Raw genomic sequence first — 22,127 nt, forward strand, 5'->3', positions numbered from 1 at the left:
GCCTATTCCGCAACGACGTAAGTATAGAGGCGGATGCGGCCGGTTTCATCAATCTCGCGATAGAGTCCTTGAATCTCGACTTCAAAGCCGGGGAAAATGTTGAAGCAGGCTTCGAACATCTTGAGATAGTCGAGCATGGGTTTTGCCTCATCCGTCAGGCGCTCGCCCGGCACGATGGTGGCGATACCCGGCGGATAGACCACGAATGGCGTCGTTGCGATGCGGCCGGCGATGGCGTCGATCGGCAGGTAATCGACATCGTTGCGCACCAGGCAGCGTGCGGCATCATGGGGCGAGAGCGCGATCGGCGGCAGGTGGGCTGCGGAAAACTGCAACGTCTGCAGCGCGCTGACATTGGCCTGGCGGAAGAAATTATGCATGTCCGTGCAGAGATCGCGCAGCCTTACGCCTGCGTAGCGGCCCGGTCGGCGGCGATAGAATTCAGGAATAGCCTCTTCCAACAGGGCGTTGTCGTCATAGAGCTTCTTGAAGGCGACCAGGCCGCTGATCAACGTGCCGGCCTTGCTTGCCTCGACGCCGGGCGTGAGGAGGAAGAGCAGCGAGTTGAGGTCGTTCTTCTCGGCGACGATGCGGTTTTCACGTAGATATTGCGCAACCACCGGGGCAGGAATGCCGTGCTCGGTGTATTTCCCACTCGCCCGGTCGAAGCCGGGGGTGAGCAAGGTGAGCTTGTTCGGGTCCGTCATTGCGAAGCCCGGCTCCATGCCGGCAAATCCGTGCCACGCAGCGTCGGGCGTCAGGTGCCAGAAGGCCGGATTGGTCGCAAGCTGGTCGGTGGCGATGCTCTCCCAAGGTACGTCGTGCACGGCGCCAGCGCCCGAGACATCCGGGATTGCCACGCGATCCGGCACGAAAGGCTCGAAGAACCAGCGTCGCTCTGCGCGTTGTTCCTTCTCTTCGAATTCGCGGCGCACGGCGCGGATTTTCTTGCGCAGCTCGATGCCGAGGCGGATCGTGTCGTCCCATAGAACTTCGCCCGAACGGCCCTTCATCATCTGCGCGCCGACGTCGAGCGAGGCAAACAGCGGATAGAAGGGCGAGGTCGAAGCGTGCTGCATGAAGCTTTCGTTGAAGCGTCGATGCTCGACGCGGCGCTTCTGGCCGGTGATGTGCCGGTCCTTCATGTGGATCTGCGAGGCCTGGGAGAAGCTTGCGAGCTGCTTATGGGTGGATTGCGTGGCAATGATACCGGGCGCGTCCGGGCCGAGTTCGGCAAGGCCCATGGCGAAGCGACCGGCATAGAGCGGATGAAATTTCATGAAGCCGGCCCAGGCCTCGTCGAACAGGATGTAGTCGCACAGATGACCGATGCGCTTGAGGATCATTTCGGCGTTGTGGATAGTGCCGTCATAGGTGCACTGCTCCACCACTGCCACGCGGAAGGGGCGCTGCTTCCTGTGCGCTTCCGGATCCTTGACAAGCGGATGGGTACGGATGCGCTCCCGCAGAGCTTCCTCGTCCATAGCCGCAAAATCCACGGGGCCGATCAAGCCGTAGACATTGCGTCTGGTCGGCAGATAGACCGGAATGCCGCCTGACATCATCAGCGCGCCGTGATGGGCGGCCTTGTGGTTGTTGCGATCGAACAGCACGAGATCGCCATCGGTGACGAGCGCTGAGAGCGCGACCTTGTTGGACGTGGAGGTGCCGTTCAGGACGAAGTAGGTCTTTTCGGCGCCGAAAATCTTGGCCGCCTCTTTCTGCGCCGCGAGCGCCGGACCCTCGTGGGTCAGAAGATCGCCAAGATCGAGCACGGAATTGTCGAGGTCGTCACGAAATACCGCTTCGCCGAGGTGTTCCATGAACACACGGCCGATCGGGCTGCGGCTGTAGAAGATGCCGCCATTGTGCCCAGGGCAGGTCCAGAGCTGATTGCCTTCCTCGGCATAATCGACCAGTGCGCCAAAGAACGGTGTCTTCAGCGTCTCGGCATATTGCTTGAGCCGGCTGATCAGGCTTTTGGCGATGAAGGCTGGCGTCTCTTCCGAGAGGAAGACATAGCCGTCGATGAAATCAAGCACTTCGACCGGCACATCCTCGAAACGCTTGCGGCGGATCAAAAGGATGATCGGGAATTCGAGGCCGCGCCGGCGCATCAGATTGATGAGGGAGGCCGTCTTGCCTTCAAGTCCCTTCTTGCCCCAGTCTACCAGCATGCAGCCGATGGCGGCGTCCGTCTGGACGGCGATCTCCGCGTCTTCGATATTGCGAGCACGCACGACCTCGAAGCCTGAGCGCTCGATCTCCTCGACGATCTGATTGTAGCGGGCGCCCTCCAGATCCTCGCTGTCGAAGGCCGGCGTTGCGAACAGAAAGTTGAAGCGTCTGAAATAATCCATCTCGGTACCCGCATTTAAAACCAGGGACGAGGTGTCGACGTATTTCATGACATGGATGTGACAGATCTTCGGGCGCCGGAAACGGCGCCAGCGAGAAGAGGGCACTCCGGCAGAATTAGTAGGCAATCGAATGACAGCGCTTCATGATTCTCAAGGCTTGCAACGGCCCAGCAAAATCCCCTTGTAGCTATCCCCGTCGTATCAGCGCCAAACGGGCGCCGCCTCACATCGCTTTCTGTGGATGCGGCGACCCTTCGTATGCACCCCAGATAGATTGGTCCAGGTTGATCGTGGCACCTGTCATCAGCCCGGATTCCTCCGAGGAAAGATAGGCGACCGCCCGGGCAACCTCGGCAGGGGAGACCAACCGGCCGAATGGCTGCTCGGCTGCCGCCCTTGTCAGCCAATCTTGATCGGCGTCATGATATTCGCGCTGAATGCGATCCTCGCCATCGCTCGACATCCAGCCAATATTGAGGGCGTTGACCCTGATGCGGTTTCTAAGCAGCGCGAAGGCCGTGTTCCGGGTCAGGGTGTCAAGCGCTCCTTTGGATGAGCAGTAGGCGCTGATGAAGGGTTGGCCCGCCATCGACGACATCGAGGAAATGTTGACGATCGTGCCTTCTATGCCGTTGGCGATCATGGTCTTGATCGCATCCTGCATCAGAAAAAACGGCGCCCGAACGTTGACGGCGAACATGCGATCGAACAGGTCCTGATCCGTGTCGAGGATTGTGCCGCGATCGGTGATGGCAGCGACATTGACGAGTGCATCGATGCGGCCGAATTTCTCGACCGCTGTCGCGATGACTTTGCGGCAATCCTCCACCTGGCCGAGGTCGGCCGTGACGAATGCGACCGGAATTCCGTATCGATCACTGATCTCGCGTGCATGAGCTTCCCCTTTGGCCGTGCTGCGGCCGCAGATCGTCAGGCCTGTAGCCCCGCGCTCGGCAAAGAGGCGAGCGACTTCAGCACCTAGCCCCTGCGTGCCGCCGGTTACGACGGCGAATTTTCCATCCAGTCTGCTCACGGATCTCAAGCCTCCTTGCGTGCCGCATGGGCGGCGATCAACTCTGCGAACTCTTTGGCGTCCATGCCGGCGTCGATAGCGTCCGCCATGATCCGCGCCTGGGTTTTCGGCGCAAGGCCGCCGACGGGCGGGTCGCTATCGAGATTGGTGGGAAAGGCATAGCCTTCGGCCGTTGAAGCGATGACATTGGCAACCTCCGCACGGCTCAGTGCGCCTGCAGCGAGAGCTGCGATAAGGGCAGGATAGACGGTCACGGCCATTCGATTGCGGTTGGTGCTCTCCATCGCCCGGCCGAAGGCCGAGGAGACCTGAAGAAGATTGGCCATGCGATAGATGTCTTTCGAGACATTGTTGCCTGCGCCGTGCATGACGGCCGGGTTGAAGAAGACGGCGTCGCCCTTCTGCAACGGCAATTGCACGTGATGTTCCGCGAAATACTCCTGAAATTCCGGACGGCCGAAAGCGATGTAGCCTTCAAAGAAGGTCTGAGAGTAGGGGAGGAACAATGTTGGGCCGCTTTCGAGCGGCATGTCGCAATGCGCAACCGCGCCCTGCAGCGTCAAAAGCGGCGAAACGGCATGGATATGGCCGGGATAGGCTTGCATCTGCTGCGGAGACATGAAGCCCAGATGATAATCGCGATGGGGTTTTTGCGCCGTGCCACCTGGATTGACGCGATTCATCTGCGCCGTCATCTGGTAGCCTGCTCCGAGCCAAGCCTCCGATACCATGGCAATGGCAGTCGAGGCGTAGTAGCGGGCAAAATTCACCGGATCCGCCAGGCAATGCTTCTCGAGCGCATTCCAGATGCGATCGTTCGCGCCCGGCTTGGCAAAATGATCGCCGGCACCTTTACCCTTCTCTTTCTCCTCGCGGACGATGGCTTCGAACACAGTGGTCGCGCGATCAACGACTGCCACATCCGGCATGGCGTTTTTTATCACGATGATACCGGGGCCGGAGGTGAAGGCTTCGACCCACTCAGCCGTCAGGGCACGGCGTTCGTCTTCGACACCAGCCGCGTGTCGAACCTGGTCGCCCTCATAAATGAGGATATTTTTCCTGACGTCCGCGGCCAAGGGCCAGTCTGTTGACGTGGCGGTTTTCTCGACGAGGGATTTGAAGGTGTCGAGGCTGCCGCAATCGGCAGACAGCCAAACCTTTTGGCTACGGCGACTTGTGAGCGTTTGAGCGTCCATGGTGATCTCCTCCCGAAATGACGTTGGACCTAGGCATTGATCGTAGCCGCGATGCACCCTATGAAAAAGGTACAAGACCCCTCAAAAACACCTCAGAAGGAACCTCGATGAAGTCGCGTTTTCCGCTGAAAGATATCGCGTTGCAGGCCGGCCTTAGCCTCGCAACTGTCGACCGGGTGATGCACGAACGCGATGGCGTCCGCGCAGTCACCCGGGCGCGCGTCGCAGCGGCAATATCGGAACTGGAACGGCAATACATGCAGTCCGGCCTCGCTGGACAGCGTCTCGTGATCGACGTGGTCATGGACACGCCGCAGCGTTTCTCCACAGCGGTACGCCACGCCTTCGAGGCGGAATTGCCCGGCATGCGGCCCGCCTCGTTTCTTGCGCGATTTCACGCTGCCGAAACCATGAGCGAGCAGGAGCTTCTATCGATCCTGCGTGCGATACGCCGTCGCGGCAGCCACGGTGTCGTTCTGAAAGCGGCCTCTACGCCTGCCATCGCCGAATCTGCTGCCCAGCTCATGGCGGCGAGGATTCCGGTGGTCACCCTGGTGACCGATTTGCCGGAAAATGCGCGTATCGGCTATGTCGGCATGGACAACCGCGTCGCGGGAGCGACGGCTGCGTATTTGCTCGGGCGCATGGCGGGCGAAAGGCCAGGCAAGGTGCTGGTGACGTTGTCCAGCAGGCTCTTTGCTGGGGAGGACGAGCGCGAACATGGGTTTCGAGATCTGCTTGCGCAGCGCTTTCCTCATCTTTCGGTTCTAGGAATTTCCGAGGGCTTCGGTGTCGATCGGGCGACGGAGCGCCTCGTCCACGATGCGCTTGAATGCGAACCGAGCATTCGAGCCGTCTATTCGGCTGGCGGCGGCAACCGCGCGATATTGAAGGCTTTTGCGGAGGCCCGACGCGATTGCTGCGTCTTTGCCGCCCATGATCTCGATCAGGATAATATCGGACTGCTCGCTGCCGGCAAGATCACCTTCGTCATCCACCATGATTTGCGCCACGATGCCCGTAGCGCCTGCCAGCTCATGCTCGCTTATCACCGGATGTTGCCGCCCGATTTCCAGGTTGCGCCGTCGAGGGTCGCCATCGCTACACCATTCGAGCCGACGCTTTGATCGGCGATCTCAGTGCGCCTCCGGCAACTAATAGGAGATTTCCGGCGATGACATCATGCCTGCATCAGGATAGGTTTTTCACGCTCTCGACCGGTGGCTTCGCGCTCAAATGCCCGGATCGGCCGGCGATCGCAATTTGAGAAAGGAATTGCTCTGATGGTTCGTTCGAAACTTTTTGCCGCTAGTGCCCTGGCGCTGGCTCTCGTTATGTTGATGGGCAGCCAAGGTGAAGCACAGCAGGCAAAGCCTAAGGCCGCACCGGGAATATGCCGCGGGGATGCCGCCAAGGCGCTCATAGGCAAGAAGCGCGTGATGGATGGCGCGGCGCGGCGGCTAACAGGCGCCTCGATCGTGCGCCAGATCAACCCGGGACAAGGCGTGACGATGGATTATCGACAGGAGCGTGTGACCATCGAAACCAATCCAAAAACTCGCAGGATTATCCGAGCCTATTGCGGATAGCTGATCCAAAGGCCTTGCTTGCCGGCGCGTCCCGCCCAGAGAGAGTAGCCTGCATCTTTCGATGGTGGACGGGGCGGAATAAGCCTTGTCGCCCAATGGAAGGCAGCTATTAGCCCGACAGATGACGCGAGCTAGGTGTCATTAGCCGATTGCTTGTTTTGCCCATTGCGCTCGACCTGGGTCGCCGGTACCACGATGCCCGAATATAGCGTCGGGTTGTCTGCCCTGTCTCGAAAGGCTCTGCCGAAAGCTGCCACCCAGTGATAGACCCCATTCTTGTCACGAACGCGGTATGTGGATTGCTGGGGCGTTTCAGCGACAATTGTGTTATGAATAACCTTCGCCAGCGGTGGGCGATCCTCAGGATGAACGCGATCGAGATACGCCTCTATGGGCAATCCGTGAGCGCTTTCCGCAGGGTCAAGGCCGAACAGGCTAGCCAACGCGGCATCGGCAAAGACCAGGTTCTTTTCTATATCCCACGTATATATTCCAGCCTCTGGCGCGGCTGCTCCCGATATATCCGCTATGAAAAGCGGCTGCGATTGCTTCAACTAACGTCCCCCCACTGACGTGAATCATCAATAGCTTAGTATCGTTATAGGTCTGGTCAAGCGGGTCAGAAGCTCGCGCGTTCGAAAATCGCTTGTAATTGCTCAAGTGCTGTCACAACGCCGGAGCTGACCGCCGCCAAGTCCATGACACGTCTCTTCGGCGAGGTTCTTGGGACCGTTGACCACAAATTGATGAGATGGCGGTGCAACGTCGTTATCGGAGGCTGCTGCAATGCAAAGTCGGGCGGTACCTCGATGCCTCCCTCAAATCGTGCCAATATAGCGAGAGCTGAAAGATCATGAAGCATTGCCATCTCGCGAAGCTGTGTCTGTTGGGATATGGGCGTTGTTATACTTCCACACTAGACATTCTGATTGTATTTTGAAAGCATAAATACATCCATAAGATGCCGTCGTGATTTTTCTGGAGACGTTGGTTCGCAGCGCCATCGTTGATACGGTGCGCCTCCGGCCGCAATAGAGTCACGGCTCGCAGCAGGGTCTAAGCGGGAAGATCCTCAGGTTGCCGTAATGAACGGATTTCGCGACTCACCCGGGAAGCGTATTATGAGCCAGTTTTAGCGCTGTCAGCTATGCCGGATTGCTGTCGCTGGCCGTTCGCATCGAAAATGTGAAGGGCATCTGCGTTAGCACCGATCTTCACCATATCGCCTATTTCATTGCGCGCCCTTCCCGAGACGCGGAAAACAAGATCTGCCCCATTCGCCAACTTGCCGTGCAACAAGCTTTCCGCGCCGACCAGTTCGATACCGTCGATCTGCACTGTGGTCTCAAAGTCGAAGTGCTTGCCTTCCGGGAAAACCGGCGCCAGATCTTCCGGCCTCACGCCGAGCGTAAAATTGCCCTGCGGCGATACATGAGCGGCGAGGGACCAGCTGGCGGCTGCCGACATGCTCGGCAGCAAGTTCATCGAGGGCGAGCCGATGAAGGTTGCTACGAAGGTGGTTGTCGGCTTTTCGTAGAGTTCGATCGGCGTACCCACCTGTTCGATGCGGCCGGCATTGACGACGACGAGCCGGTCGGCAAGCGTCATCGCCTCCATTTGGTCGTGTGTTACGTAGACGCTCGTCGTGCCGAGCGCACGCTGCAGGCGCTTGATCTCGATGCGCATCTGGCCGCGAAGCTTTGCATCGAGGTTCGAGAGCGGTTCGTCGAACAGGAAGGCGGCTGGCTCACGCACGATTGCCCGGCCCATCGCGACGCGTTGCCGCTGGCCGCCGGAAAGCTGGCGCGGCTTGCGGTCGAGATACTGCTCGATCTCCAGCGTTTTTGCAGCAGAGGCAATGCGACGGTCGATTTCTGCTGCAGGCGTATTGCGGTTCTTGAGGCCGTAGGAAAGGTTTTGCCGCACCGTCATATGCGGATAGAGCGCATAGTTCTGGAAGACCATGGCAATGTCACGCTCGGCCGGCTCCACATCGTTGACCCTGCGCGAGCCGATCTGAATGTCGCCGCCGGTAATGCCTTCAAGGCCGGCTATCATGCGCAGCAGCGTGGACTTGCCGCAGCCCGAGGGGCCGACGAGCACGACGAACTCGCCATCCTTGATGTCGAGCGAAACGCCCTTGATCGCCTCCACCGTGCCATAGGACTTGCGGACGTTGTTGAGGGTGATCTCAGCCATTACTTTTCGGTCTCCACAAGGCCTTTGACGAACCAGCGCTGCATCAGCAGCACGACGAGAATGGGGGGGATGATCGCGAGGATCGCAGTCACCATGACATAGTTCCAAGGGGTCGATGCATCGGTGAAGTCCACCATGCGTCGAAGGCCGATGACGATCGTGTCCATCTTCGCATCATTGGTGACGAGCAGCGGCCAGAGATACTGGGTCCAGCCGTAGATGAAGAGGATGACGAAGAGTGCGGCAATATTCGTCGCCGAGAGCGGCAGCAGGATATCGCGCATGAAGCGGAAGGGGCCGGCATTGTCGATGCGCGCCGCTTCTACGAGTTCGCCGGGGATCGTCAGGAAGAATTGCCGGAAGAGGAAAGTCGCCGTGGCCGACGCCATGAGCGGCAGCGTTAGACCAGCGTAAGTGTCGATCAAGCCAAGATCGACGACGACCTTGTAGGTCGGCAGGATGCGCACTTCGACCGGCAGCATGAGCGTTATGAAGATCATCCAGAAGAACACCATCCGCAAGGGGAAGCGGAAGAAGACGATCGCAAAGGCGGAGAGGAAGGAAATGACGATCTTGCCGATGGCGATCGCAAGCGCGACCACGGTCGAGTTGAACAGCAGCCGCTCCAGACTGACGCCGACGACACGTTCCACGCCACCGCCCATCGCCTCGGCGTAGTTGTCGAGGAAGTGCCCTCCGGGAGCAAGCGACATTGGCGGCCGGATGATATCCGGGGAACTGTGGGTCGAGGCAATGAATGTATAATAGATGGGAAGTGCGACGATCAGGATGCCGATAATGAGCATCAAATGGCTGATCAGGCTTGAGATGGGACGGTTCTCGATCATGGGCGCCTCACGAGTAGTGCACCCGCTTCTCGACGAAGCGGAATTGGAAAGCAGTCAGCGCAATGACGATGATCATCAGAATCACGGATTGCGCGGCTGAACTGCCGAGGTCGAGATTGACGAAGCCGTCGTTGTAAACCTTATAGACCAAGGTCTCCGTGGCCTTGGCCGGCCCGCCGCCCGTGACGGCATGGATGATGCCGAAGGTGTCGAAGAAGGCGTAGACGGTGTTGACGACGAGAAGAAAGAAAGTCGTCGGCGCCAGTAACGGAAACACGATGGTCCAGAAGCGCTTGGCGCCGCGGGCGCCATCAATGGCCGCGGCCTCGATCAGCGACTTCGGGATCGCCTGCAGGCCGGCAACAAAGAACAGGAAGTTGTAACTGATCTGCTTCCAGGCGGCAGCGACGATGACCAGCATCATCGCCTGATTGCCGTTCAGCAGCGGATCCCACATGAAGCCGTTGCGACGCAGAATGTAGGCAAACGTTCCCATCGCGGGATTGAACATGAAGAGCCACAGCATACCGGCAATAGCCGGAGCGACCGCATAGGGCCAGATCAGCAATGCGCGATAGATGTTGCGTCCCCGCACAACGCGCTCGGCGGCAGTCGCAAGCAGGAGAGCTACGGCCATCGACAACAGTGCGGTCGCGACGCTGAAGATGACGGTGACTTTCAGCGAATGCACGTAATCCGGATTGGAAAGAATGGTACGGAAGTTGGCAAGACCGACGAAGCCGGACTTCAAGCCGAACGGATCCTCGCGCAAAACGGATTGATATAGCGCCTGGCTTGCCGGCCAGAAAAAGAAGAGAACGGTCAGGATGATCTGCGGCGCAAGCAGCAGATACGGCAAGACCTTGTTGGGAAAGACGACAGGCTGCATAGCGCTCCCTTCCGCAAAAGACGGTCCCGCACCACAGCGCGGCGCGGGACGATGGTTCGAAGGATCAGTTGCCTGTGGCGGCAGCGATGGCCGCATTCGCCTTTTGAACGCCCTCGGTCAGCGCAGCTTTCGCATCCTTCTGGCCGGCGAGCATGGCTTCGAATTGCTCGTTGAGAATGTCGCGGACCTGCGGCAGGTTGACGAGGCGGACGCCCTTGGAATTTTCCGTCGGAGCCTTGCCCATCATCTGCTTGATCGGCGTCTCGCGGCCAGGGTTCTTGTCATAGAAGCCCGACTTCTTGGTTGCCTCGTAAGCGGCCACCGTCACGGGCAGGTAGCCGGAGACCTCGTGCAGGCGCACCTGGACGTCCGTCTTGGAGAGGAAGTTGAAGAATTCGGCGACGCCCTTGTATTCCGCATCGCTCTTGCCTGCGAATACCCAAAGGCTTGCACCGCCGGGGATGGTGTTCTGCGGACCATGGCCTTCATAATAGGGCAACTGGCCGACGCCGTAGTGGATGCCGGACTTGACGATATCGCCGAGACCGCCGGAGGATTCAGTCAAGATCGCGCACTCGCCTGACGTGAAGAACTGCTTGGCCTCAGAGGTGCGGCCACCGTAGCGGAAGGTTCCGTCCTTGCTCAGGTCGGCGATCGCCTGAAAATGATCGACAAAAATGGGCGCATCGATCTTCAGTTGAACGTCAAGGCCGGCAAGGCCGTTTTCCTTCGTGCCGTAGGAAACATTGTTCCAGGCCGCAAAATTCTCCGTCTGGATCCAGGTCAGCCAGGTTGAGGTGAAGCCGCAGCTTGCAGCGCCGCTGGTCTTGATTTTCTTGGCGGCAGCAAAGACTTCCGGCCAGGTTGTCGGCGGCTTTTCGGCGTCGAGCCCTGCCTTGGCGAAGATGTCCTTATTATAGAACAGAACAGGGGACGAGGAATTGAAGGGGAAGGACAGCATCGTGCCGTCCGGCTTGGAATAATAAGACACGATGCCCGGCAGGTACTGGCTCTTGTCGAACTTGTAGCCGCCCTTCTGCAACACGTCCGCTACCGGCACGACGGCGCCTTCTGCACCCAGCATCACACCGCTTCCTGCATCGAACACCTGCAGAATGGCTGGTGCCTTTTTCGCGCGAAAGGCGGCGATGCCGGCGTTCAGCGTTTCGCCATAAGTGCCCTTGAAGACGGGAACGACCTTATAGTCGCTCTGACTCTGATTGAATTCCTTGGCGAGTTGTTCGACGACCTCGTTGTTGGCGCCGGTCATCGCATGCCACCATGCAAGCTCCGTAGCCGCAAGGGCGCCGGATGCGTGACAAAGCAAAAGCGCAGATGTGGCAGCAAGGGTCCGATTGAAGCGTGCCATGATGTTCCTCCGACTTTAAAACGATATTCGCTTGCGCTCATCCTCCCCAGATCGAGCGCACGGGCTTTCGTCGCGAAAGCAAGCGAATTTAAAACGAACTTAAATGAATGCGCAAGAGAAAATGGAACATATGAACCGAATAGTTTCGAATGCGGAATTTATGTTCCATTTTATGAATTTGATTCAATGTTTATTCCATTGTCCTAAACAGCCCACGTCAAACCGAACAAATGCTGGTTTCGGCTCTCCCGCTGCTGATTTCTGTGGTCTTCTTTCGATGCATTGAATTTTCCAGGCAACTCGGGTTTGCCGCATCCATGTTCATCGATATATCTGTGTGGATATATCGATCCCTTTGCAACGGGCGACGATGCATCGGGAGAGAAGCTTGGAATGAAGGATTTTTTCGTCAGCAAGGAGCAGATTGTGGCCTTCGAACTCGTTGTTTCCCAGGGACGCATCGCCGATCGCAGTGGCGGCGCTATCCCCGGTGCAGCATTGACTGCGGCAGCCATTCGGGATGTCACGGGATTGACACCGGTCATTGTCGGGACGGCGTCGGCGCCGAAGATTGACGACTGGTCGTCCAGTCTTCCCAAGGCAAAGGAAACGTTGCAGGCGCTGCAGAGAACCGTTTCCGATATTCTCAATCGCGGCGACAGACCGCTGGTCGTTGCTAATACCTGCTCAGCGAGCCTGGCCACTCTTCCGATCGTTGCGAAACGAAATCCGAATGCGGTAATCCTGTGGATCGACGCCCACGGGGACTTCAATACGCCGCAGACGACGGAAAGCGGCTATCTCGGCGGCATGGTGCTTGCCGCGGCTTGCGGACGCTGGGATAGCGGCCTCGGGAGTGGCGTTGAGCCGACGAACGTGATGGTCGTCGGGGCTCGGGACATCGATCCCGCGGAGGAAGAGTTGCTGCGACAGTCGGGTGTACGGGTAGTTCCGCCGGCAGACGTCAGTCCGCAGAAGATCCTGCCGATGATCGGCGATGCCTCGGTTTGGATCCACGTCGACTGGGATGTGCTGGAGCCGGGCTACGTGCCGGCAGCCTATGCGATAGGCGGCGGCCTTACCCCCGATACGCTGCGTGCCATTTTCGAGCTTGTTCCAAACCATCAGATTGCGGGAATAGAACTCGCCGAATTCGAGTCTTCGGGCGATCCCGTCAAGGACGCGGCATCGCTGGATCATCTCATTCATGCGGTCTTACCGCTATTGCCGGCCAAATAGAGCGACATTAGACCTCGTCGCTTTGGATTGTCCGCGAACTCAACCGAACCGGTCGGTCATTGCCCCGCAATCGACGAAGCAAGGCATACGGTTTCTTTCGCACGATGGCTGTGGTTCCTTCGTTCGAATGTTGCCACGACTTGGTGGTGAGGCGCCTATTTGCCGTATAGCTGGGGCCAGTCTCTGGCGCGCAAGGCGGCCTCGATCTTGCCGCGTTGATCGATTTTCACATAGAGCAACTCGACATTTGAGTGGTCGCGTATGACCAAATGCCTGTTGATGATGCCGACCGCTTTCACCTGGGCGCGGGCAAAACGGTGGCGCTTGCCGCCCTTGTGCACCAGGAGTTCCGAGCTTGAAATAGTGATGATAGGCTCGTCGTGGATGATCAACACGCCGCTCAGGACACCAAGGACGGCACCGATCGCAGCGACACCCCATCTGGTCAGCATCTGCTCGCCCGTGATCAGCAGTTTGAGAGGGCCGTCCCACGGAACCCAAGGCAAATTCGCGAGCGCCCAAACGGCGCTCTTCGGCAATAAGAACAGCAGAATTGCGCCAGCAACAGCCGCTACCATGATCACGACGATCTGGTCGATCTGTTTCATCTCTATTACGATTGGCTCGTCGCCTAATGCCGCCGGATGCAAAATCTCATTGCCTTCTGAAGTCTGGATGTCGTGATATCGATCGGCTCAAGGTTCAAGGTATTCCTGCGCATGGACGACGAGGGATTTATTGTGGCCAGACACGCCGGCGCAACGGCGTGAGAGTTCGTCGAAGAAAGCGGCGGGTTGCAGAATTTCCTCGGGCGTGAATACTCCCGAGCGGCCATCGAATCCAACTGCGAAAAAGGGAAGGGTGAGCGCGAGAGGAATGCTGGTCGCCCCACCCATCGTCCCGGAGGGCAGGGTGCGAAGATGGGCGCTGGTAATGATCTTCCGCCCGTCGCGAATGCCCTTTGCCCAGGCGAACAACTGCGGCCGGAACGGCATAGGCGCAACCAAGGTCGGTTTTGGGGGCGTGGAGTCTTCTTCAAGATATCTGGCCGCCCGCTCGATCGATAGAATGCCGGTATCAACGAGCGTCGCCAGCGACTTCAATTCCTTAAAATCCTCATCCTTGCCAATCATTACATTGGCGCAGGATCCGAGTTCCGGGAATATTCGGGGCAAGGTTACCGCCTCCGGGTGGCCGACGGTCCAGGCGCTCATCGCGCCGAGCCCGGGATAGCGGATATCCCGGCGTTGAAGCGGCGACACATCTCGGAGCTTACCGTCTTGCAGTTGGCGGATTTTGCCCGTCAACTGCTGCAGCCAATGGACGTTGGCAGCATTCAGCGTATCGCACGATCCCGAGTGGCGCTCTGGTTCGGGATGAGTTTGCTCGTCAACATCGATCGACCAGCCGGTCAGAATCTCGTCAACCTGTTCGAGCGAAGACGTTGTGGTCATTGCCAAGAGATTTGTGATGCCCGGGCTGGCGCCGATACCCATGATCGCGGTGATGCCACTTGCTCTCGCCGCGGCATTGAGATTGAGCATCTCGAGCGTCGGTTCCCAATCATCGCAGATGTCGGCGTAATTCTTGCCCGCGGCGATGGCTGCTTTCAGGATGGGCAAACCGAACCTGTAAAACGGCCCCACCGTGTTGAGAACGACATCGTGCGCCGTCATCAGTTCGCGCAAGGCGCTGAGGTCGGTGACGTCACAGTAGGCCGCCTCGGCCCTTGCTCCTATTGTCTGGCTGATCGCCAGCGCCGCGCCGTACTTCACATCGGCAACGGTGACCCTCTCCACAAAACTGTAGGAAGCGGCTTCGCTGGCGGCGATGCGCCCCATTTCACCGGCTCCACCCAATACAAGCACGCGCACGCAGATCTCCTTGAAGGTTTCACAGGGAAAATAACAACAGTTGTTATGTTGTCAATGTTTTTCCGTTGTGTCCCTGCCTGGCATTCGGCTATTCTGAACCCATGCCGAAGAAGAATCAGAAGCTCGATAGTTCCCGCAGCGGAAAGACGGATGCCTCCGAAGGGAGGCGCGAGGAAGTCGCGCGGGCGACACTTGCGGTCATCGCTCGCGATGGCCTCGATCGCGCGTCCATGAGGGGGATCGCACAGGAGATCGGTTGCTCGACGGGGGTCCTGACCCACTATTTTCGCGACAAGGACGCCATTCTGGATTTCGCCCTTCAGTCGATCATCAGCGCTGTCGAAGGTGCAGGTGAGGTTGCCGCCGGTGCGCTGACCCTCGATCAGTTCGCGGCCGAGATATCGAGTGCGCTTCCAGACAGCCTCGAAAGCAGGCAGATGTGGAAGGTCTGGATCAATTTTACCGCTGCTTCGCTTAGCCGAGCTGAACAACATCGCCGCCACCATCTTCTCTATGAAGGAATTCGAGATCATTGGTCGAAGCGATTCGCTGCGCTCGCGGAGGCGGGCGCTTTTTCCGGGCCGGTCGATGCGGATGAAGAGGCGGCATTGCTCTTTTGTCTCATCGACGGCATCGGCATTCAGGCGCTCATTTCTCCGCGAATATTCGTCACCGCCCGGCAGCGCGGATTGGTGCGAGCGCACCTCGCGCGGCTGCCCTGGGCGACACCCGTTTCTGCTGGGCAATGAGGTGATATTGCCTTGTTTTCGCCCGCCGGGTTGATCACAACGAGAATGCTCGCAAAGGGCGATTAACGGTTGGGATGAGACGTCATGATGAAGAGAATAGTGATTGCCACCACATTGATGTTGGCTACTGCCTACAGCGCCAGCGCGTCCAGCGATGACGCTTGGAAGGCATTGTTTGCAAAGGCAAACGGGACATGCATCGGTCAATCGCGCATGAATACACCGGAGGCCAGTGCGCCCGTCGTATTCGACGATTCCGTTGGGAAAATCGCCATCCTTCTCAAGGGATCTATCGGCAAGGGCAAATCAAAGGTTCAGAACGTCAATATGATCTGCCTCTACGACAAGAAGACGGGCAAAGCCTCGATCGAAGAGTTTCACTGGCTGGGCAAATAAAGCGGCCACGAGATCGTTGTTTGACATCCGCGCGAACTTCGCGGCTACCAGTTGACGATAGGACGGCGGGCTGGCGGTGTCGGTCGCCCGCCATCACCCAAGTTTTCTTCCCTGTGCGCTTCATCTTCTTATTTCCTCAGTCCAGCCGCTTGGGCTGTTTCCTTCGAGGCGGATCTTGATAGGCTCGCCTGTCATCCGTCGCGCGACGTGATGAGGGGTTCTGCACAAGCGAACCATCTGCGATTTTCTCCAAAGTGACGCCGGAGGCATTTGCGTGCCTTCCGACATGCCCCCCGCAGAAAGTGAAGGCAATGCTCTTTACAAAGAAGTTAAACGTTTTTATTTTGATATAAACGTTTAACACGATGCCTGCATCGCCGACAGGGAGGAGCCGTTGGCACCCATTCGCATTGATAATCTCCGCAAGGGCTTTGGTTCTCTGGAGGTGCTCAAGGGCATCGACCTTGACATAGCCGATGGGGAATTCGTCTGTTTCCTTGGCCCGTCGGGCTGCGGCAAGAGCACGCTGCTACGGTCGATCGCTGGTCTCGAAAAGCTGGATAGCGGCACCATCCGTCTCGGCGAGCGCGATATCACGCATGAGGCTTCGGCACGACGCGATATCGCCATGGTGTTCCAGAACTATGCGCTTTACCCGCATATGAACGTCCGCCGGAACCTGTCTTTCGGGCTGGCACTCAACGGAATGAAGCGCAGCGAAATCGACCGGCGCGTGGACAATGTCGCCGATATCCTGCGCATCAAGGAGCTGCTTAGCCGCAAGCCCCGTCAACTGTCGGGCGGTCAACGCCAGCGCGTCGCCATCGGTCGTGCCATCGTGCGTGAGCCGAAGCTCTTTCTGCTCGACGAGCCGCTGTCCAATCTCGATGCCGGTCTTCGCGTGACGATGCGCGTCGAGCTTGCCGCGCTACATGCCCGCCTCGGCACGACCATGATCTATGTGACGCATGATCAGGTCGAGGCGATGACCTTGTCGAACCGTGTCGTCGTTCTCGACAAGGGCAGGGTTAGCCAGTTCGGCACGCCGTTGGAGCTGTTCTACCAGCCCGCCAATCTCTTTGTTGCCGGCTTCATTGGTTCGCCGCGCATGAACTTCTTCGATGTTTCTGCGGCCGAGGGAGGCGGCGAGCGCATCAGCCTGTCCGGCGGTGGCTTGATGCGGACGGTGGTCTTCGAAGCCGATAGAGCCGCGGCGAGCTCAGCCGGCAAGGCGACGCTCGGCATTCGCCCCGACAAGATCGAGATCGTGCCTCCGGGCGAAGGCGATATCGCCGGAACAGTACGCTTGGTCGAGCGACTAGGCACGGAAAGCCATGTCCATATCAGCCTGGAAGACGGTCGCGCGATGACCGCGGTGGTGCGCGGTACGCATCCGGTCGCCAATGGTGAAACGGTCCATCTGCGGCTGCCGCCGCAGCATTGCTACCTGTTCGACGCCGAGGGCAATGCGGTGCGCCGCCGCCTTGATGCCGAGACGCAGGCTCTTGTCGATCACGAAAAGGGGAAGCGGGTCGCCTGACCCGAAATGGGAGTAGAGGAATGAAGAAGAGCACAAATATCTTTGTGGGTTCGCTGATCGCTTTGACGCTTGCCGGTGCCTCGGCAGCGCGGGCGGATCAGGTGCTGCGGTTCGCCACCTGGGATTCGGGAGAAAGCCTGGCGATCGAGCAGAAGGTCGCCAATAAATTCGAGGAGACGCATCCGGGCGTAAAGGTGCAGGTCGAGCCCTATGCCGATGGCTTCGATCAGAAACTGGCGGCGGCCTTCGGCGCCGGTAACCCACCCGACGTGATGTATATGTGGAACTTCCCGCAATACTACACATCGCTGATGCCTCTCGATGATCTGATTGCGCGCGATGCCGCACAGATCAAGCCGGACGATTTCCCCAAGGGATTGATGAATACCACCCGCGTCGGCGGCAAGACTTACGGCATGCCGGCCGGCTTTACGACGCAGGTCGTGTTCTACAACAAGGACATGTTCAAGGCTGCCAATGTCGAAGAGCCGAAGGATGGTTGGACCTGGGACGACCTTCGTGCCAGGGCCGCGAAATTTCGCGACAAGGACAAAAAGATCTATGGCTTTGCTGTCGATGCCAAGCCGGATCCTTATGATTTCGAGCAGTTCCTGTGGTCGAACGGCACCAAATACATTTCCGACGACGGCAAGACGATCGACGGCTACATGAACAGCGATGCCGCGGCCCAGGTGCTCGATATGTTCGCCGACATGGCGAAGAAGGAACAGGCAGTCACTCTGAACGTCGGCGACGACACCACCGGCCTCACGCTGTTCAAGGGCGGCAAGATTGCCATGTTCCAGAGCGCGATGTGGTCCAAGGCTGGCATCGATTCCGCCGGTTTCAACTATGGCGTGGCGCCTCTGCCGAAGTTCGGCGACAAACCGGCCCATTCGGCGCTTGGCGTTTCGGCGATCTCGATCGCCAAGGATGCCGCCCATCCCGATCTCGCCTGGGAATTCGTAAAATTCTTCTCCTCGCCGGAAGCGGTTGCGATGCGCACGAACGATCTTCCGGTGCGCAGTAGCGTTGCCGAAGCCAAGGGCATGACGAAGGATGTGGTCTACAAGCCGTTCTTCGACATTCTCGCGACCTCCGACAAGGAGACGCATGCGTTCCTCAAGAATGCGAACTGGGGCAAGGTGCAGGACAATCTTGCCCGTGCCATCGAAGGGACGATGATCGACCAGGGTAATGCCAAGCAGCATCTCGATGATGCCGTGAAGCGCTCACAGCGGTTCCTGAAGTAAGGCGGAAGCGGGAGATGAACGTGACACATAAAGACGCCACAACAGTCGCGGCAAAGAAAAGGCGATCGGCATTGCCGGACCACCTGCCGGCCTATCTGTTCATCTCCCCGTGGATTCTGGGATTTCTGTTCTTCACGCTCGGTCCGCTCTTGTTCTCGTTGACCATGAGCTTCTATGATTGGCCCGTGGTCGGCGCGCGTACCTTCGTCGGCCTCAAGAACTATCGCACCATGCTCTTCGACGACCCTCAGTTCTGGGACAGTCTGTGGATCACCGTAAAGTTCGCCGCGATCTATGTGCCGTTCAACATCGGCATGTCCTTCCTGATCGCACTGTTGCTGCATCATGCAACGGTATGGAGCGGCTTCTTCAGAACCGCTTTCTATCTGCCGAGCGTCATCTCCGGTGTCGCGCTGGTGACGATCTGGAGCTGGATCTATAGCCGGCAATATGGCCTTTTGAACTTCATGCTGTCTTTGGTGGGCATCGACGGACCGAACTGGCTTGGCGATCCGGGTCTGGCGATCATTGCTATTCTAATCGCCAGCCTTTGGGGCTTCGGCGGCACAATGCTAATCCTGCTGACGGGTCTGAAGGCGATCCCCAAGGAGCTTTACGAAGCGGCGACGGTCTCGGGCATTCCCGGCTGGGCGCAGATGCTGTTCATTACCCTGCCGATGCTCGGGCCCATGTTGCTGTTCACCTTCATCACCTCGATCATCGCCGCCTTCCAGCAACTGACAATTGCTTTGCTGCTGACCAAGGGCGGCCCGCTGGGCTCCACCTATTTCTTTGCCATGTATATCTATGACAACGCCTTCAAATATTTCGACATGGGTTACGCAGCCGCCGGATCATGGGTGATGTTCCTCATCGTGCTGGCGCTTAGCCTTCTGGTCATGCGCTGGTCGGCGGCATGGGTCTACTACGAGGGCGAGGTTCGCGAAAAGGGAGGGGAGAACCATGCGTAAGACGCTGCTCTACTCTGCGCTGATCCTGCTATCGGCTCTCTTCATCGCACCGTTTTTCTGGACCTTGATGACGGCCATCAAGAGTGAGGCCGATCTCTACCAGTTTCCACCGGTCTTCTGGCCCTCGGAATGGCATTGGGAAAACTTTACCGTTGCCTGGAACAAGCAGCCTTTTGGTACCTATTTCCAGAATTCGCTTGTTGTCGTCGTGCTTTCGACCATCGGCCAGCTTATTTCCAGTTCTCTTGTCGCCTTTGGCTTCGCGCGCTTCAAATTTCCGGGTCGGGATTCGCTGTTCATCCTGCTGCTGGCAACCATGATGATCCCCTGGGATGTGAAGATGATACCGCTCTATATGGAGTTCAACCTGCTCGGTTGGATCAATACGCTGAAGCCGCTGATCGTGCCGGCTTATTTTGCCGATGCCTTTTTCGTCTTCCTGCTGCGCCAATATATCATGACCGTACCGATTGAAATCGATGAAGCGGCGCGCATGGATGGTGCCAATTCCTTCGATATCTACTGGCGCATTCATCTGCCCTTGATGATGCCGGCGCTGGTTCTTGTGGGTACGTTCCACTTCATGAATGCCTGGAACGATTATCTCGGGCCGCTGATCTTCCTCAATGATCAGTCGAAATACACGCTGACACTCGGCCTCTCGATGTTCAAAGGCTTGCATGAGGTGGACGTAACTTCGATTGCCGCGATTACCGTGGTGCTCTGCCTGCCGCCGCTGGTGCTCTTCTTTCTGGCGCAGCGTTACATCATGGATGGGGCTGTCGGGTCGTCGGTCAAGGGATAATCATGCTCTTCGATATCGCACATATCCCCTTCAGCCGTCGAGGACGCTTTCTGACCCTGTCGATGATGGCGGTTCCCGGCGGCAACGGCGAACAGGCGCTTTATCTGCGTTTTGTCGCCGGCGGCGACGAGCGGCCCTCTCTCGGGCGGCTGTGCCGCATGGATTTCCTGGACGCATCGGGCAATGTGACGAAACCTGCTTTCGAACTGGCTCCGGAGCGGTTAGTTGCCCGCGGTAATGGTTCCGAGGTCGAGTTTGTCATAGGCCATGGCGAGCAACTGCATATTCGCGGGGCTGGCTGCGGCGTGCGCTTTCATCTCGAAGGGTCTCGTTATGACTATGTCTATCGCACGCCCAAAGGCGAGCCCTGTCTCGTAGCGGCCGTCGAGAACGTGAAATTCATCCCGCGCGCAGATCTCGGCGCGCTCGATGTAACGGGCTCCTGGCAGCGCGATCATTCGGAAAGGGTCAGTTTCACCTTTTCCGGAGAGACGGCATTCGAAGGCAGTGTCGATTTCTTCCGGACAGTGCCGCCGGAAGAACGACCCGGCACGTTCGATGAGGCTTCTGCAGGTGCCCAGACGGATTTTGCGGCATGGCATCGGCGCATGCCTGCGGGGATCCTAGGTCAGGAGGAGGCGCATCGCCTTGCAAGCTACCTGCTCTGGGCAAATACGGTCCCTGCCGGCGGTGCGCTTACCCGCCCGGCGATCTATATGTCGAAGAACCATATGATCAACGTCTGGAGCTGGGACAATGCCTTTTCGGCGCTCGGCGTCGTCGGCGTCGATCCCGCTCTCGCCTTCGACCAGTTTGCCGTCATCTTCGATCATCAGGACGCCTCGGGTCTATTGCCTGATTACGTCAACGATCGGGACGTGCTCTTTGCCTTTACCAAGCCGCCCGTGCATGGCTGGGCAGTCGCGTTGATCGAGGCGATGCAGCCGGGCTTCTTGACGGCGGAGCGCAAGGCCTATCTGAAGAACGCGATCGGGCGTCAGGTGGATTACTGGTTACGCTATGCGCGCTCCAGTGATGACGTGTTGCCGTGTTACTTCCATGGCAATGATAGCGGCTGGGATAACTCCACCTTCTTCGCAGAAGGTGGTCCGGTGATGACACCGGACTTGCCGGTTTTCCTGATCCTTGCCTGCGATGTGCTCGCAACGCTGCTGGAAGACGATCAACAGCGACAGCAGGAATGGCGTGCCAAGGCGGAAAGGCTGCAAGCGTTGTTGTTCCGGGATCTCTGGACCGGCGAAACTTTCCGTGCGCGTCTGACGGATGATCCGGGGAGGGAACTTCCCGATCAGAACCTCATCCAGTTTATGCCGTTGCTTCTGGGTGAACGATTGCCGAGAGATATGGCGCAGAAGCTCGTGGCAAGGCTCGTCGACGGCGGTTTCATCACTGAATGGGGGCCGGCGACCGAAAGTCCGATGAGCCCGCTCTATGAAGATGACGGCTATTGGCGCGGGCCGATTTGGGCGCCGACCACGATGCTGCTCTGGGACGGGCTGCAAAAACAAGGAGAGCTGGAACTATCGCGTAGTATCTCGGAAAAGTTCTGTTCAGTTGCGCTGAGAAGCGGTATGGCCGAGAACTTCGCGGCCGTGTCGGGGATGGGATTGCGCGACCGGGCGTTCGCCTGGACGTCGGCGGTCTATATTCTTCTGGCCGCCTCCCTGAGTAAGATGAAGTCGTAGCGAGCCGGACCGGATGCAGAGACCGACGATCAAGACCATCGCGCAGGAAACCGGCCTTTCGATCGCCACGGTATCGAAGGCGTTGAAGAGTTCGCCGCAGGTGCGGCC

The 22,127-nt window shown here is 58.4% G+C and carries 20 protein-coding genes; 10 read left to right on the top strand and 10 right to left on the bottom strand.

The genetic code is table 11. The annotated features are described in order from the left end of the window. Positions 1 to 2: 2 nt before the first annotated feature. The 3 genes from QD461_RS20915 to QD461_RS20925 form a co-directional block, all read right to left on the bottom strand. On the bottom strand, positions 3 to 2,360 hold the full coding sequence (locus QD461_RS20915; RefSeq protein WP_414089475.1) for an Orn/Lys/Arg decarboxylase N-terminal domain-containing protein: 2,358 nt from the start codon (positions 2,358 to 2,360) through the stop codon (positions 3 to 5). A 223-nt stretch (positions 2,361 to 2,583) separates the two neighbouring features. Beyond that, the gene (locus QD461_RS20920) at positions 2,584 to 3,393 is read right to left on the bottom strand and encodes an SDR family oxidoreductase (protein ID WP_414089476.1); all 810 of its coding nucleotides are present in this window, start codon (positions 3,391 to 3,393) and stop codon (positions 2,584 to 2,586) included. 5 nt (positions 3,394 to 3,398) lie between these two features. Beyond that, entirely contained in the window at positions 3,399 to 4,592 is a 1,194-nt protein-coding gene (locus QD461_RS20925; protein ID WP_414089477.1) for a phytanoyl-CoA dioxygenase family protein, read from the bottom strand. Positions 4,593 to 4,699: 107 nt separating this feature from the next. Here QD461_RS20925 and QD461_RS20930 point away from each other — a divergent pair, with 107 nt between their 5' ends. Further along, entirely contained in the window at positions 4,700 to 5,719 is a 1,020-nt protein-coding gene (locus QD461_RS20930) for a substrate-binding domain-containing protein (protein WP_414089478.1), read from the top strand. A 156-nt stretch (positions 5,720 to 5,875) separates the two neighbouring features. Continuing rightward, positions 5,876 to 6,181, top strand: coding sequence for an I78 family peptidase inhibitor (locus QD461_RS20935; protein ID WP_414089479.1), 306 nt, complete (start codon positions 5,876 to 5,878; stop codon positions 6,179 to 6,181). Between the two features lie 131 nt (positions 6,182 to 6,312). Here QD461_RS20935 and QD461_RS20940 read toward each other — a convergent pair whose 3' ends face one another. From QD461_RS20940 to ugpB, 5 genes are all read right to left on the bottom strand, one after another. Beyond that, positions 6,313 to 6,735, bottom strand: coding sequence for a PAS domain-containing protein (locus QD461_RS20940; protein ID WP_414089480.1), 423 nt, complete (start codon positions 6,733 to 6,735; stop codon positions 6,313 to 6,315). A gap of 565 nt (positions 6,736 to 7,300) precedes the next feature. Continuing rightward, the gene (locus tag QD461_RS20945) at positions 7,301 to 8,380 is read right to left on the bottom strand and encodes a sn-glycerol-3-phosphate import ATP-binding protein UgpC (protein ID WP_414089481.1); all 1,080 of its coding nucleotides are present in this window, start codon (positions 8,378 to 8,380) and stop codon (positions 7,301 to 7,303) included. Continuing rightward, positions 8,380 to 9,228 carry a sn-glycerol-3-phosphate ABC transporter permease UgpE gene (ugpE, locus tag QD461_RS20950; RefSeq protein ID WP_184705425.1) on the bottom strand — a complete coding sequence of 283 codons (849 nt, stop codon included), beginning with the start codon at positions 9,226 to 9,228 and terminating at the stop codon, positions 8,380 to 8,382. The genes QD461_RS20945 and ugpE overlap by 1 nt, the downstream gene beginning before the upstream one ends. Positions 9,229 to 9,235: 7 nt before the next feature. Beyond that, positions 9,236 to 10,117 (bottom strand): sn-glycerol-3-phosphate ABC transporter permease UgpA, encoded by an 882-nt coding sequence (gene ugpA / locus QD461_RS20955; RefSeq protein WP_184705427.1) that lies wholly within the window; start codon positions 10,115 to 10,117, stop codon positions 9,236 to 9,238. A gap of 64 nt (positions 10,118 to 10,181) precedes the next feature. Further along, entirely contained in the window at positions 10,182 to 11,486 is a 1,305-nt protein-coding gene (gene ugpB / locus QD461_RS20960) for a sn-glycerol-3-phosphate ABC transporter substrate-binding protein UgpB (protein ID WP_184705429.1), read from the bottom strand. Positions 11,487 to 11,879: 393 nt separating this feature from the next. Between ugpB and QD461_RS20965 the strand changes: the two genes are divergently transcribed. Beyond that, positions 11,880 to 12,725, top strand: coding sequence for an arginase family protein (locus QD461_RS20965; protein ID WP_414089482.1), 846 nt, complete (start codon positions 11,880 to 11,882; stop codon positions 12,723 to 12,725). Between the two features lie 155 nt (positions 12,726 to 12,880). Here QD461_RS20965 and QD461_RS20970 read toward each other — a convergent pair whose 3' ends face one another. Together QD461_RS20970 and QD461_RS20975 are read right to left on the bottom strand one after the other, a co-directional pair. Next, the gene (locus QD461_RS20970; protein ID WP_414089483.1) at positions 12,881 to 13,333 is read right to left on the bottom strand and encodes a hypothetical protein; all 453 of its coding nucleotides are present in this window, start codon (positions 13,331 to 13,333) and stop codon (positions 12,881 to 12,883) included. Between the two features lie 87 nt (positions 13,334 to 13,420). Further along, entirely contained in the window at positions 13,421 to 14,599 is a 1,179-nt protein-coding gene (locus QD461_RS20975) for a saccharopine dehydrogenase family protein (protein ID WP_414089484.1), read from the bottom strand. Positions 14,600 to 14,700: 101 nt separating this feature from the next. Between QD461_RS20975 and QD461_RS20980 the strand changes: the two genes are divergently transcribed. The 7 genes from QD461_RS20980 (at position 14,701) to QD461_RS21010 (ending at position 22,019) form a co-directional block, all read left to right on the top strand. Further along, positions 14,701 to 15,348, top strand: a complete 648-nt coding sequence (locus QD461_RS20980; protein ID WP_184705437.1) for a TetR/AcrR family transcriptional regulator — start codon at positions 14,701 to 14,703, stop codon at positions 15,346 to 15,348. A gap of 84 nt (positions 15,349 to 15,432) precedes the next feature. Continuing rightward, positions 15,433 to 15,744, top strand: a complete 312-nt coding sequence (locus QD461_RS20985) for a hypothetical protein (protein ID WP_184705439.1) — start codon at positions 15,433 to 15,435, stop codon at positions 15,742 to 15,744. A 394-nt stretch (positions 15,745 to 16,138) separates the two neighbouring features. Then, positions 16,139 to 17,284: an ABC transporter ATP-binding protein gene (locus QD461_RS20990; protein ID WP_414089485.1), complete on the top strand. Its 1,146-nt coding sequence runs from the start codon at positions 16,139 to 16,141 to the stop codon at positions 17,282 to 17,284. 20 nt (positions 17,285 to 17,304) lie between these two features. Continuing rightward, complete coding sequence (locus tag QD461_RS20995) at positions 17,305 to 18,537, top strand: ABC transporter substrate-binding protein (protein WP_414089486.1); 1,233 nt, start codon at positions 17,305 to 17,307, stop codon at positions 18,535 to 18,537. A 20-nt stretch (positions 18,538 to 18,557) separates the two neighbouring features. Then, positions 18,558 to 19,508: a carbohydrate ABC transporter permease gene (locus QD461_RS21000; RefSeq protein ID WP_414089487.1), complete on the top strand. Its 951-nt coding sequence runs from the start codon at positions 18,558 to 18,560 to the stop codon at positions 19,506 to 19,508. Further along, the gene (locus QD461_RS21005) at positions 19,501 to 20,313 is read left to right on the top strand and encodes a carbohydrate ABC transporter permease (protein WP_414089488.1); all 813 of its coding nucleotides are present in this window, start codon (positions 19,501 to 19,503) and stop codon (positions 20,311 to 20,313) included. Before QD461_RS21000 ends, QD461_RS21005 begins: the two co-directional genes overlap by 8 nt. Before the next feature lie 2 nt (positions 20,314 to 20,315). Further along, the gene (locus QD461_RS21010) at positions 20,316 to 22,019 is read left to right on the top strand and encodes an amylo-alpha-1,6-glucosidase (RefSeq protein WP_414089489.1); all 1,704 of its coding nucleotides are present in this window, start codon (positions 20,316 to 20,318) and stop codon (positions 22,017 to 22,019) included. Positions 22,020 to 22,127 lie beyond the last annotated feature (108 nt).

Source organism: Rhizobium sp. BR 314 (genome assembly GCF_047445805.1).
Lineage (GTDB): Bacteria > Pseudomonadota > Alphaproteobacteria > Rhizobiales > Rhizobiaceae > Rhizobium > Rhizobium lusitanum_B.

Excerpts from the sequence above, each read along its gene's own strand:
- QD461_RS20915 (WP_414089475.1), bottom strand. The coding sequence starts at position 2,360 with ATGGATTATTTCAGACGCTTCAACTTTCTGTTCGCAACGCCGGCCTTC.
- QD461_RS20925 (WP_414089477.1), bottom strand. The coding sequence starts at position 4,592 with ATGGACGCTCAAACGCTCACAAGTCGCCGTAGCCAAAAGGTTTGGCTG.
- QD461_RS20930 (WP_414089478.1), top strand. The coding sequence starts at position 4,700 with ATGAAGTCGCGTTTTCCGCTGAAAGATATCGCGTTGCAGGCCGGCCTT.
- QD461_RS20935 (WP_414089479.1), top strand. The coding sequence starts at position 5,876 with ATGGTTCGTTCGAAACTTTTTGCCGCTAGTGCCCTGGCGCTGGCTCTC.
- QD461_RS20945 (WP_414089481.1), bottom strand. The coding sequence starts at position 8,380 with ATGGCTGAGATCACCCTCAACAACGTCCGCAAGTCCTATGGCACGGTG.
- ugpE (WP_184705425.1), bottom strand. The coding sequence starts at position 9,228 with ATGATCGAGAACCGTCCCATCTCAAGCCTGATCAGCCATTTGATGCTC.
- ugpA (WP_184705427.1), bottom strand. The coding sequence starts at position 10,117 with ATGCAGCCTGTCGTCTTTCCCAACAAGGTCTTGCCGTATCTGCTGCTT.
- ugpB (WP_184705429.1), bottom strand. The coding sequence starts at position 11,486 with ATGGCACGCTTCAATCGGACCCTTGCTGCCACATCTGCGCTTTTGCTT.
- QD461_RS20965 (WP_414089482.1), top strand. The coding sequence starts at position 11,880 with ATGAAGGATTTTTTCGTCAGCAAGGAGCAGATTGTGGCCTTCGAACTC.
- QD461_RS20970 (WP_414089483.1), bottom strand. The coding sequence starts at position 13,333 with ATGAAACAGATCGACCAGATCGTCGTGATCATGGTAGCGGCTGTTGCT.
- QD461_RS20980 (WP_184705437.1), top strand. The coding sequence starts at position 14,701 with ATGCCGAAGAAGAATCAGAAGCTCGATAGTTCCCGCAGCGGAAAGACG.
- QD461_RS20985 (WP_184705439.1), top strand. The coding sequence starts at position 15,433 with ATGATGAAGAGAATAGTGATTGCCACCACATTGATGTTGGCTACTGCC.
- QD461_RS20995 (WP_414089486.1), top strand. The coding sequence starts at position 17,305 with ATGAAGAAGAGCACAAATATCTTTGTGGGTTCGCTGATCGCTTTGACG.
- QD461_RS21005 (WP_414089488.1), top strand. The coding sequence starts at position 19,501 with ATGCGTAAGACGCTGCTCTACTCTGCGCTGATCCTGCTATCGGCTCTC.
- QD461_RS21010 (WP_414089489.1), top strand. The coding sequence starts at position 20,316 with ATGCTCTTCGATATCGCACATATCCCCTTCAGCCGTCGAGGACGCTTT.